This is a genomic window from Stenotrophomonas sp. 278, from assembly GCF_003935715.1.
GTDB classification, from domain to species: Bacteria; Pseudomonadota; Gammaproteobacteria; order Xanthomonadales; family Xanthomonadaceae; genus Stenotrophomonas; species Stenotrophomonas maltophilia_AH.
In genome coordinates this window covers 1-11,168 of sequence record NZ_RHPP01000136.1, presented here as the reverse complement: position 1 = coordinate 11,168, position 11,168 = coordinate 1, and the positions used below count along the sequence as shown (strand labels likewise).

At 66.5% G+C, this 11,168-nt stretch carries 8 protein-coding genes; 5 read left to right on the top strand and 3 right to left on the bottom strand.

Annotation, left to right across the window (positions count from 1 at the left end; all coding sequences use genetic code 11):
- Nucleotides 1–133: 133 nt before the first annotated feature.
- Together EGJ34_RS17835 and EGJ34_RS17830 are read right to left on the bottom strand one after the other, a co-directional pair.
- Nucleotides 134–1,855, bottom strand: a complete 1,722-nt coding sequence (locus tag EGJ34_RS17835) for a thiamine pyrophosphate-dependent enzyme (protein ID WP_125361815.1) — start codon at nt 1,853–1,855, stop codon at nt 134–136.
- Between the two features lie 125 nt (nt 1,856–1,980).
- Nucleotides 1,981–2,466, bottom strand: coding sequence for a DUF3574 domain-containing protein (locus tag EGJ34_RS17830; RefSeq protein ID WP_125361814.1), 486 nt, complete (start codon nt 2,464–2,466; stop codon nt 1,981–1,983).
- A gap of 159 nt (nt 2,467–2,625) precedes the next feature.
- Between EGJ34_RS17830 and EGJ34_RS17825 the strand changes: the two genes are divergently transcribed.
- The 5 genes from EGJ34_RS17825 to EGJ34_RS17805 all read left to right on the top strand — a co-directional run bounded on the left by EGJ34_RS17825 (nt 2,626) and on the right by EGJ34_RS17805 (nt 10,778).
- Nucleotides 2,626–5,073 carry a TonB-dependent receptor gene (locus tag EGJ34_RS17825; RefSeq protein WP_125361813.1) on the top strand — a complete coding sequence of 816 codons (2,448 nt, stop codon included), beginning with the start codon at nt 2,626–2,628 and terminating at the stop codon, nt 5,071–5,073.
- A 161-nt stretch (nt 5,074–5,234) separates the two neighbouring features.
- Entirely contained in the window at nt 5,235–6,002 is a 768-nt protein-coding gene (gene otsB, locus EGJ34_RS17820) for a trehalose-phosphatase (protein ID WP_125361812.1), read from the top strand.
- Between the two features lie 15 nt (nt 6,003–6,017).
- The gene (locus EGJ34_RS17815) at nt 6,018–7,799 is read left to right on the top strand and encodes a glycoside hydrolase family 15 protein (protein ID WP_125361811.1); all 1,782 of its coding nucleotides are present in this window, start codon (nt 6,018–6,020) and stop codon (nt 7,797–7,799) included.
- Nucleotides 7,796–9,163, top strand: coding sequence for an alpha,alpha-trehalose-phosphate synthase (UDP-forming) (otsA, locus tag EGJ34_RS17810; protein ID WP_125361810.1), 1,368 nt, complete (start codon nt 7,796–7,798; stop codon nt 9,161–9,163). The genes EGJ34_RS17815 and otsA overlap by 4 nt, the downstream gene beginning before the upstream one ends.
- Nucleotides 9,164–9,491: 328 nt before the next feature.
- Nucleotides 9,492–10,778: an OmpA family protein gene (locus tag EGJ34_RS17805; RefSeq protein WP_125361809.1), complete on the top strand. Its 1,287-nt coding sequence runs from the start codon at nt 9,492–9,494 to the stop codon at nt 10,776–10,778.
- Nucleotides 10,779–10,809: 31 nt separating this feature from the next.
- On the opposite strand, the gene EGJ34_RS17800 is transcribed toward EGJ34_RS17805, so the two are convergent.
- Nucleotides 10,810–11,168: laccase domain-containing protein (locus EGJ34_RS17800; protein WP_148100515.1), on the bottom strand; the 359-nt coding region annotated here is incomplete at its 5' end.

The window sequence follows — 11,168 nt, the reverse complement described above, 5'->3', positions numbered from 1 at the left end:
GCGGGGGGGTGGCGCGGGGAACACCCGCGCGCCCGCCGCCGCACCCGGGGCGGGCGCGGGGGGGGGCCCGCCCCCCGCCCGCCCCGCCTGGGCCGGCCAACGGCCGGCGCTACCGAGTCCCAGACCCCGTAAATCAGGGCTTGTTGAGGAAATTGTTGGCCAGCAGGTCGCGCACGTCCCGCACCCGCCCGCTCAACAGCGCCTTCGCCGCGTACAAGGCGGTGCCGGCCACCTGCTTGGCTTCCACCTGCGGCGGCATCACCAGCTCGGTCGGGCTGGTGTGCACGTCCAGCAGCGCCGGACCAGGGTGGGCCAGCACGTCCTGCACCGCCTGTTCCAGGTCCTCGCTGCGGGTCACGGTGCGGCCGTAGAAGCCGATCACCTCTGCCAGGCGGCCAAAATCCGGATTCTTCAGGTCGGTGTAGTTGTCCAGCAGGCCTTCGACCTTCTGCTCCAGCTCGACAAAGTTCAGCGAACTGTTGTTGTAGACCACCACCTTGATCGGCAGGTTCTCCTGCACCGCAGTGAGCAGATCGCCCAGCAGCATGGCGATGCCGCCGTCGCCGGACAGGGAAATCACCTGGCGGCCAGGAAATGCCTTCTGCAGCCCGAGCGCCTGCGGCATGGCGTTGGCCATCGTGCCGTGCAGCAGGCTGGTCAGGGTGCGGCGGCGGCCATTGGCACGGATATGGCGCAGAATCCAGACCATCGGCGAACCGCCGTCAGCGGTGAACAGCGCGTCGTCGCTGGCATGCCGATCAATCAACGCGGTCAGATGCTGTGGATGGATCAGCGCGCCCTCACCCGGCTGCTCTTCCTCGGCACGCGTCGCCAATGCCTTTTCGCGATGCGCGATGCACTCGTCCAGAAAGCTGCGGTCGTCCCGCTCGGGCAGCAACGGCAACAAGGCTTCCAGGGTCGGGCCGATATCGCCGACCACGCCCAGCTGCACCGGGTGGCGGCGGCCCAGGTGGCTGCCGTCGCGGTCGACCTGGATCAGCGTGGCTTTGTCCGGATAGTACTGGCCCCAGGCGAAGTCGGCCCCCAGCAGCAACAGGGTGTCGCAGCCCATCAGCGTGTGGAACCCCGATTCGATGCCGAAAATGCCGGTCATGCCCATGTTGTACGGATTGTCGTACTCCACGAAATCCTTGGCCCGCGACGTATGCGCGATCGGAGCCTTCAGGCGTTCGCCCAGTGCCACCAGCGCGTCATGCACGTGTTCGCAGCCCGCGCCGGCGTAGATGCCGATCCGCGTCCCCGCGCCGATCAGCGCGACGATGCGCTGCAGTTCCTCGTCACTGGGGCGCAGCACCGGCTGGGTGAAGTGCACGCCGAACGGCACGTCGTGCTTCACCTCCGCCTCGCTGATGTCGGCCGGCAGAATCACCACCGCCACGCCGCGGCGACTGATCGCGGCCTGGCAGGCCAGGGCCACCACGCGGCGGGCCTGCTCGGGACTGTGCACCTGCTCGCAGAACACGCTGCAGCTGGCATACACCGCTTTGAAGTCCACTTCCTGTGGAAACTCCATGCCCAGTTCAGTGGTGACCACCTGGCTGGCGATCAACACCAGCGGCGCGCGGTTGCGGTTGCATTCAAAAATGCCGTTGATGAAATGAAGCCCGCCGGGGCCACAGGAGCCGGCGCAGGCCGTCAGTTGCCCGCTGATCAGGGAATCGGCCCCGGCCGCGAACGCAGCGACCTCTTCATGGCGCACGTGCACCCAGTCGATGTCGCTGCGATGGATGGCGTCGGTGACGTGGTTGAGCGTATCGCCCACGATCCCGTAGCAATGGCGCACACCGGCGGCCTGCAGGGTTTCAACGACAATTTCGGCAACGCGCTTGCTCATGACGGGACATCCGCAGTTCCGGGGGAAGCTGCAGCCTAGTCCTGTGCAGGTGACACCGGCGTGGGAAAGCACGCCGGTTCATACCTATGTATGTACGGTAGGTGTGCACCGTTGGTGCACACACCTTAGAACGACACATCCACCGCCTGCTGCGCCCACAACACCGACTGGTGCCCGGTCGCCTGCTTCCACGCCAGCCGGATCGCCTCGATGTCGGCGCGACGCTGCGGGGTGTTCTCATGCAGCACCACCAGCACCTTGGTGCGCAGGCGGTTGGGCTCCTTGGCACCACGGAACAGCCACTGGCCGTATGCATCGAACACGGTCAGCCCATCGGGGAAACGCGGGGTGACCTGCTTGTCGAGGAAGTCGCGCCATTGCGCTTCTGTGATCGCATCGGTCTGCTTGCGCTCGGACGCCCCGCTCTCTTCGCCCACGCCAAAGTACAGCTCGCTGCGCACCCAACCGGCGGCGGCATCCGGGCGTGCGGCGTCGCCCTGCAGGGTGGCGGTGACGGCGGCGGGTTCTGCCGGCCGGGTCGCCGGGCCAGACGCGCTTGCGCAGCCGGTGGCGGTGAGGATGAGGGCGAGCAGCAGGGTATGGGCTTTCATGGGCATTCCGGAGCGGGGGGCAATAACGCATTGTCATGACGGGCATGGTGATGACCTTGCAGTGCAGCATCACGCGGGGATAATATATCGCTTCATCCGGATGGATGTAAATGAAACTATCCGGATCCGCCCTGCCCCCGTCGTTCTGCTGGAGTCCGCATGTCCCGCCTGTCCACGTCACGCCTTGGCCTTGCCATTGCCCTGGTCCTCTCCTCTCCCCTGCTGGCCCAGGACCTCCACGCGCAGGACGCGCCGGCTTCGGCTACCACCCTGGACACAGTGATCGTCACCGGTACCCGCGCTATCGACCGCACCGTGTTGGAATCCACTTCGCCGGTGGACGTGCTCACCGCCGAAGACATCCGCAAGGCGGGCGTGGTCAACGGCGAGCTCGGCAGCGCCCTGCAGACCCTGCTGCCGTCGTTCAACTTCCCGCGCCAGTCCAACTCCGGCGGTGCCGATCACGTGCGCGCCGCGCAGCTTCGGGGCCTCTCGCCCGACCAGGTGCTGGTGCTGGTGAACGGCAAACGCCGCCACACCAGCGCGTTGGTCAACACCGACAGCAAGATCGGCAAGGGCACCACTCCGGTGGACTTCAATTCCATTCCGGTCAGCGCGATCAGCCGCATTGAGGTGCTGCGCGACGGTGCCGGCGCGCTGTATGGTTCTGACGCGGTGGCCGGGGTGATCAACGTCATCCTCGACAACGCGCCGGAGGGCGGTGCCATTGAAGCCAGCTTCGGCGCACACCACACCGACCTCAAGCCGATCGACCGCACCCTCACCGACGGCCAGACCAGCTTCTTCAGCGCCAAGGTGGGTACCGCACTGAGCGATGACGGCGGTTTCCTGCGCGTGGGCCTGGAACTTAAGAACCGCGAAGGCACCAACCGCGCCGGCTTCGACCAGATTCCGCCGTGGGACCAGAGCGACGCCAACCTGGCCCTGCAGGGTCAGCGCAACTACGTGCTGGGCGATGGCAAGACCAAGGACCTCAACGCCTGGATCAACAGCGAACTGCCGTTCGGCGAAACCTCCAAGTTCTATTTCTTCAGCACCTTCAACCAGCGCGACAGTGAAGGTGCGAACTACTTCCGCTACCCCGACAGCGACGCCAACTGGACCGAGCTCTATCCGAATGGCTACCGCCCGATTTCCGAAGGCGAGAACCGCGACGTGCAGGCCGTGGCCGGTGCGAAGGGCCAGTGGGGTGAATGGAATTACGACGCCAGCCTGGACTACGGCTTCAATACCTTCACCTACCGCCTGCGCGATTCGCTCAATGCCTCGCTGGGTCCCACCAGTCCGACCACGTTCAAGACCGGCGATTACCGCAATGAACTGACCGTGGGCAACTTCGACCTGGGCCGGGTGTTCACCCAGGGCAACAACAGTCACAGCCTGGGTCTGGGCCTGGAAGCCCGCCGTGATCACTACCAGACCCGGCCCGGCGACCCGGCCAGCTACGCAGCCGGCCCGTACACCGACCGCCCGACCGGCTCGCAGGCGGGTGGTGGCCTGACCCCGCAGGATGCCACCTCGCTCTCGCGTGACGTGGCCAGTGCCTATGCCAGCCTGTCCAGTACCTTTGGCGATCACTTCTCCAGCGACCTGGCCGCGCGCTATGAACACAGTGACGACTACGGCAGCGAACTGACCGGCAAGCTCGGCCTGCGCTACGAATTCACCCCGGCGTTCGCGCTGCGCGGTGCCATTTCCAACAACTTCCGCGCACCGTCGCTGGCACAGATCGGCTACGAATCCACCTCCACCGGCTACAACGCCGCCGGCCAGCTGGTGCAGGGCCGCGTGCTGTCGGTGAACAACCCGATTGCTCGCGGCCTGGGTGCCACCGAGCTGAAGCCGGAAAAGTCGATCAACACCAGCCTGGGCTTCACCAGCCGCATCGGCGAGCACTTCGATGTATCGCTGGACTTCTACCAGATCGATATCGATGACCGCATTGCCATTTCCGAAAGCATTACCGGCGATGCGCTGACAGACTATGTACAGCAGCAGTTCGGCGTGGCCGGACTGCAGAGCGCCAGCTTCTTCGTCAATGCCGCCGACACCCGCACCCGTGGCGCGGAACTGGTGAGCAACTGGCGGCAGTCGCTGGGCGGAGGCGAACTGGTGCTGACCGGTACCTACGCCTACAACAAGACCACGTTGAAGAACGTGCTGGCCACCCCGGCCAACCTGCTCGCGCTCGACCCGGAATACGTGCTGTTTGGCGTGGAGGAAACCAACACGCTGACCGACGCCACCCCGCGCACGCGCGGCTCGCTGGCGGCGGCATGGACGAATGACCGCTGGGCACTGAACAGCCGCTTGACCCGCTACGGCAGCGCCACCCGGGTCTTCAACTTCGGTGACGGCTTCATTCCGCGTCAGACCTATGGCGCGGAATGGCAGCTTGATGCCGAGGTCGAGTTCAAGATCACCCCGCAGTGGAGCGTGGCGCTGGGTGGCCAGAACCTGACCGACAACTATTCGGACCTTTCCAACGACGACATCTACTATTACGGCAATCTTCCGTATGACGTGCTGTCACCGATTGGCAGCAATGGTGCCTATTATTACGGGCGCGTGCGGTATACGTTCTGAGGCCGGGTGACGACCAACGGTCGTCACCTGCCGAGCTCCGGTAGCGCCCGACCGTTGGTCGGGCGGCGGCGCAACGCGCCGTGAACCCGCGGCAACCGGACGCCGCACGGGTGTGGTTGTCATTACCCGGCAATCACATCCGCGCTGGCATGTTGGCGTCCATGGCCAACGACTTCCCCCAACGTCCGCCGCCGCCACTGCTGGACGATGCCTGTGCGCTGTTCCTGGATGTGGACGGCACCCTGATTGAATTCGCCGACGACCCCGAGGCCGTACGGCTGCTGCCTGAAGTGCGCGAAGCCATTGGTCGCATCAGCGACCGCCTGGAAGGCGCGGTCGCGCTGATCAGCGGCAGGCCCCTGGACCAGCTGGATACCCTGTTCGCCCCGCTGAGGTTGCCCGCCGCCGGCCTGCATGGCCACGAGCTACGCACGCATCCGAGCCTCGACCCGCCCGCGCATGATGCGGCCGATGACGGCAACACCAGCACCTGGCTGCACGCCGTGCACCAGCAGGCAATGCGTTTCGCGCACGGACATCCCGGCGTGCTGGTCGAAGACAAGGGTCGCAGCCTGGCCCTGCACTGGCGTGCCGCCCCCCACGCCGCAACCGACGTGCAGCAGTTTGCCGAACGGCATATCCGCGGGCACAGCGGCTATCGACTGCAGCCCGGTGACCACGTGGTCGAGTTCGTGCCGGTCGGCAGCGACAAGGGCCGCGCCATCCGCCAGCTGATGCAGCACGCCCCTTTCCGCGGACGCGTGCCGGTGTTCCTGGGCGATGACCTGACCGACGAATTCGGCTTCGACGCCGCCAACACCCTGCACGGCTGGAGCGTGCTGGTGGGCGCGCGCGAGCCCAGCGCCGCCGTGTTCGCACTGCCGCAGATCCGCAATGTGCATGGCTGGTTGCGTGAGAACGCTTACTAAGACTGGAAACCCCACATGAGTGAACCCAATCTGGACCTGGGCGTTGTCGGCAACGGCAGCTTCGGTGCCCTGATCGACCGCCACGGTCGCGTGGTATGGAGCTGTCTGCCCACCTTCGATGGCGACCCTACCTTCTGCGCGCTGCTGCAGCCCAATACCCAGCCCGGTGGCGACTTCGCCATCGAACTGGAGGACATGACCGGCAGCGAGCAGCAGTACCTGGCCAACACCGCCATCCTGCGCACCGTGCTGTATGACAAACACGGCGGTGCGCTGGAGATCATCGACTTCGCGCCGCGCTGGCGGAACAACGACCGCTTCTACCGCCCGGTGAGTCTGATCCGGCAGGTGCGCCCGCTCAAGGGCAGCCCGCGCATCATCGTGCGCGCACGGCCGCTGGCCAACTGGGGGGCCGACGTCCCCGACGCGACCTGGGGCAGCAACCATATCCGCTGGGTACTGCCCGACCACGTGCTGCGCCTGACCACCGACGTACCCCTGCGCTTCGTTCGTGACCAGCTGCCGTTCGTGCTGAGTCACCCGGTGCACCTGGTGCTGGGCGTGGATGAAACACTCACCCGCTCGATCAGCGGGTATGTCCAGGAAGCGTTCCAGCGCACCCGCGACTACTGGCGCGAATGGGTGCGCTACCTGTCCATACCACTGGAATGGCAGGACGCGGTGATCCGCAGCGCGATCACCCTGAAGCTGTGCCAGTACGAAGACAGCGGCGCGATCATCGCCGCCATGACCACCTCCATTCCCGAAGCGCCCGGCAGCATCCGCAACTGGGACTACCGCTACTGCTGGCTGCGCGATGCCGCCTTCGTCGTGCGCGCGCTCAACCGCCTCGGTGCCACCCGCACCATGGAGCAGTTCCTGGGCTACATCTTCAACCTCGCCACCGCCGACGGCAGCCTGCAGCCCCTGTACGGCATCGGCTTCGAGGCCAAGCTGGACGAGCACGAGGTGGCCACGCTCGACGGCTATCGCGGCATGGGGCCGGTGCGCCGCGGCAACCTGGCCTGGATCCAGCGCCAGCACGACGTCTACGGCAGCGTGGTGCTCGCCTCGACCCAGCTGTTCTTCGACCAACGACTGCAGGATCCCGGCGACACCCACACCTTCGCGCGGCTGGAGCCGCTGGGCGAGCAGGCGTTCGCGCTGCACGACGTGCCCGATGCCGGACTGTGGGAGTTCCGCGGTCGCACCGAAGTCCACACCTATACCAGCGCGATGTGCTGGGCGGCGTGCGACCGGCTGTGCAAGATCGCGGTGCGCCTGAAGCTGGACGAACGCGCGACGTACTGGCGCGAGCGCGCCAACACCATCCACGCGCGCATCCTGCGCGAGTCGTGGAGCGAAGAACTGGGCCACTTCACCGACACCTTCGGTGGCCACCGTCTGGATGCATCGCTGCTGCTGCTCGCCGACATCGGCTTCATCGAGGCCGATGATGCCCGCTTTGTCGCCACCGTGGACGCCATCGGTCGCGACCTCAAGCACGGCAACGCGCTGTACCGCTATGTGGCTCCGGATGATTTCGGCGAACCTGAAACCAGCTTCACCATCTGTACGTTCTGGTACATCGACGCACTGGCGGCGATCGGTCGCCTTGACGAAGCCCGCGAGATGTTCGAGATGCTGCTGGAACGCCGCAACCACCTGGGGCTGCTGTCGGAAGACCTTGCCTTCGACAACGGCGAGGCCTGGGGCAACTTCCCGCAGACCTATTCGCACGTGGGCCTGATCACCGCGGCCATGCGGCTTTCGCGCAGCTGGCAGGAGGCGTCATGAGCCGGCTGGTGGTGGTCTCCAACCGGGTCGCGGTGCCGGGCCAATCCACCTCCGGCGGCCTGGCCGTCGGCCTGCTCGCGGCGCTTCAGGAACGCGGCGGCATGTGGTTCGGCTGGAGCGGGAAGTCGGGCAAAGAGCCCAGTGGCACCCTGCATGAGCAGAGCGAGGGTGACATCCGTTATGTGACCATGGACCTCAACAAGCGCGACGTTGATGGGTACTACAACGGCTTTGCCAACCGCACGCTGTGGCCGCTGCTGCACTTCCGCCTGGACCTGGTCGATTACGATCGCGGCACCCGCGAAACCTACCGTCGGGTCAACGCACTGTTCGCCGAAAAGCTGGCACCGCTGCTGCGCGAAGACGACGTGGTCTGGATCCATGACTATCACCTGATTCCGCTGGGCGCGCTGCTGCGCGAGCGCGGCATCGGCTGCCGCATCGGCTTCTTCCTGCATGTACCGATGCCCTCGGCCGACCTGCTGCAGGCCATGCCCGACCACCTGCGGCTGTTCTCCAGCCTGTACGCCTACGACCTGGTCGGGTTCCAGACCCAGCGCGACGCCGACCGTTTCCAGTCCTATGTGCGGTTGTTCGGTGGCGGCCAGGTGCTGGACGGCGGGCTTCTGCAGGCCCCCGGCGGTCGTCGCTTCCGGGCAGCAGCGTTCCCGATCGGCATCGATACCGCTCAGATTGAACGCTTGGCCAAGGCCGGTGCCAACAAGCCCGCCGTCCGCGACCTGCGCAACAGCCTGCGCGACCGCCAGTTGGCCATCGGCGTGGACCGGCTGGACTATTCCAAGGGGCTGCCCGAACGCTTCCAGGGTTTCGAACGCTATCTGCAGCGGCATCCTGACCAGCGCGGCAGCCTGACCTATCTGCAGATCGCACCGGTGTCGCGCGGTGACGTGACCGAGTACCGTCAACTGCGCAGCCAACTGGAGCAGATCGCCGGACACATCAACGGCGGCCATGCCGAGCCGGACTGGACGCCGCTGCGCTACGTCAACCAGAACTTCACCCATGCCACGTTGACCGGCTTCTACCGCGCGGCCGCGGTCGGCCTGGTCACGCCGCTGCGCGACGGCATGAATCTGGTGGCCAAGGAATACGTGGCCTCGCAGGACCCGGACAACCCCGGTGTGCTGGTGCTGTCGCTGCTGGCCGGGGCCGCCGACGAATTGAAGCAGGCCTTGCTGGTCAATCCGCACGACCTGGACGGCGTGGCCGACGCCATCGCCACGGCCGCCACCATGCCGCTGCGCAAACGCAAGGAGCGCTGGGAAGCCATGATGGAGCACCTGCGCGGCAATGACATCAACCGCTGGCGCCAGCGCTATCTGGAACAGCTCGAATTCGGCTGAAAGCGACACTGACGACGGCGCGTGCGTTGTCGCTTTTAACTCAAAATGAGCACAACAGGTGCACCATCCGAATGCTGCACCTGTGCCGGGCTCCTATGTCGCTTTTGACCACACTCAATCGCCGCAACCCCAGTGCACCGGCACTATCGCCCTGATAGGCCGCCTAGATCGCGGCGACGCGCCGCCGATTCGTAACCTTTCCCGGCGCGAACTTTCATTTCGCGTTGACGGCCGGTTCCCACATTGACGCCGCAGAGCCCCTGCATGCCGCATGGGGCGACCTGCGCTGATCGCACAGCGACGGGTCCTGCAACCGGGAACCTGATTGATGTCACTGCTCGACCAATTCATTGAAGACACCGCCCTGCACATGGGACTGGGCCATCGTGCACGCCGCCTGGTGGAGGTGCTGGTCGATTACATCCGCGCCCTGCCGGGGGGCGTTGAGGGACTCCGCCACCGATTCGAACAGGCCGGCATGGGCGGGCAGTTCCCCGCCGGCAACCCGCCGCACCGGCTGCTGGCCAGCCAGCTGGAACGCGTCATCGGCCGCGCCGAGCTGGTCGCGCTGGCACGCCGCGCCGCGTTTCCCACCGGCATGTTCGCGGTCGTTGCCGCTGACCTGTTACCAGGGCTGATCGACGTGATCGAACGCGAAACGGCCGCCACCCTGAATGAGCCCGCCGCGGTGGCCGTCCCACCGGATGCCCTCGCCGTGGCTCGTACGCTGCGCGGAGGTGCGATGCGCGGTGCGTTGTGGGTGCTGGTCGCCGGCGTGCTGTTATGCCTGACCGGATGGATCCATCAGAAAACCCGCACGCCGGCGGGTACGGCTGGGCAGGTTGCTGCACTGGCGGCGGCGGAGCGCCACCAGATGCCACGCCTCACTCTGGTGGTCAGCGCCACCGGCGTCGATGTGCGCGGTCGGCTGCCCAGCGAAGCGGACCGACGCCAGGTGTGGAACGCGTTGGTAGCGCAGCATGGCCGGAGCCGTGTAGGTGGCGACATCCAGCGCGATCACCACACTGCCACACCGCGTTGGCTGGACCGGCTGCTGACCGTGCTGCCATCGCTCAACCAGCCCGGCCTGGCGCTTTCGTTCAGCGGTGATGCGCTCAATGCCGACATCGGTCGGCTGCCCGAAGCAGATCGCATCGCCGTGTCCGAAACGCTGCGTCGGGCCTTCGGCCACCTGCCGGTCACCGGCCTGTGGGACCCGGGCCGGGTGGCCCTGTCGCAGCTGCCCGAGCACCACGATGCCGAAGAACTGGCGAGGGCACTCAACCAGGGCATGCTCCGGTTCGAGCACAAGTCAGCAGACCTGCGCGCCGACAGCATGGATACGCTGCGCGCCAGCGCTCTGGCCATCCGCGCCGCCGGGTCGCCGCTGCGCCTGGAAGTCGGCAGCCACACCGACAGCCTGGGCGCAGCGGACAGCAATCTGCGCCTCAGCCAGCAGCGCGCCGAAGCGGTGGTTGCCGAGCTGCGTGCCTTGGGCGTGCCGTCCAATGCGCTGGTTGCCCGGGGTTACGGAGAGGACCACCCCATCGCGGACAACCGCCTCGAGGCTGGCCGCGAACGTAACCGGCGCATCGTTTACACCGTGTTGGAATGACCGGACCGCAGACACGCTTGGCGTCCCCCGGTCAGGGGGCCCGCCACACCAGCGTGGCCATGCGCCCGGTACGCCGGTCCCGACGGTGCGAGAAGAACCGCTGCGGATCGGCAATGCTGCAGTACTGCCCACCGCTGATCGCCCCGGGTTCCAGCCCGGCGGCCAGCAGCCGCCGACGCGCCAGCGCATACAGGTCCACCTTCCAGTGTCCCGGGCGGGTAGCGACGAAGGCCGCAGCGGCTCCTGCGTCACTATCCACGAACGCGGAGTGCACGTCTTCGCCCACCTCGTAGTGCGCCGGCCCTGCCGCCGGCCCCAGCCACGCCAGCAGCTCGCCGGGCGGCGTCTGCATGGCCGCCACCGTGGCCTCCAGCATGCCGTCGGCCAGCC

Excerpts from the sequence above, each read along its gene's own strand:
- EGJ34_RS17835 (WP_125361815.1), bottom strand. The coding sequence starts at position 1,855 with ATGAGCAAGCGCGTTGCCGAAATTGTCGTTGAAACCCTGCAGGCCGCC.
- EGJ34_RS17830 (WP_125361814.1), bottom strand. The coding sequence starts at position 2,466 with ATGAAAGCCCATACCCTGCTGCTCGCCCTCATCCTCACCGCCACCGGC.
- EGJ34_RS17825 (WP_125361813.1), top strand. The coding sequence starts at position 2,626 with ATGTCCCGCCTGTCCACGTCACGCCTTGGCCTTGCCATTGCCCTGGTC.
- otsB (WP_125361812.1), top strand. The coding sequence starts at position 5,235 with ATGGCCAACGACTTCCCCCAACGTCCGCCGCCGCCACTGCTGGACGAT.
- EGJ34_RS17815 (WP_125361811.1), top strand. The coding sequence starts at position 6,018 with ATGAGTGAACCCAATCTGGACCTGGGCGTTGTCGGCAACGGCAGCTTC.
- otsA (WP_125361810.1), top strand. The coding sequence starts at position 7,796 with ATGAGCCGGCTGGTGGTGGTCTCCAACCGGGTCGCGGTGCCGGGCCAA.
- EGJ34_RS17805 (WP_125361809.1), top strand. The coding sequence starts at position 9,492 with ATGTCACTGCTCGACCAATTCATTGAAGACACCGCCCTGCACATGGGA.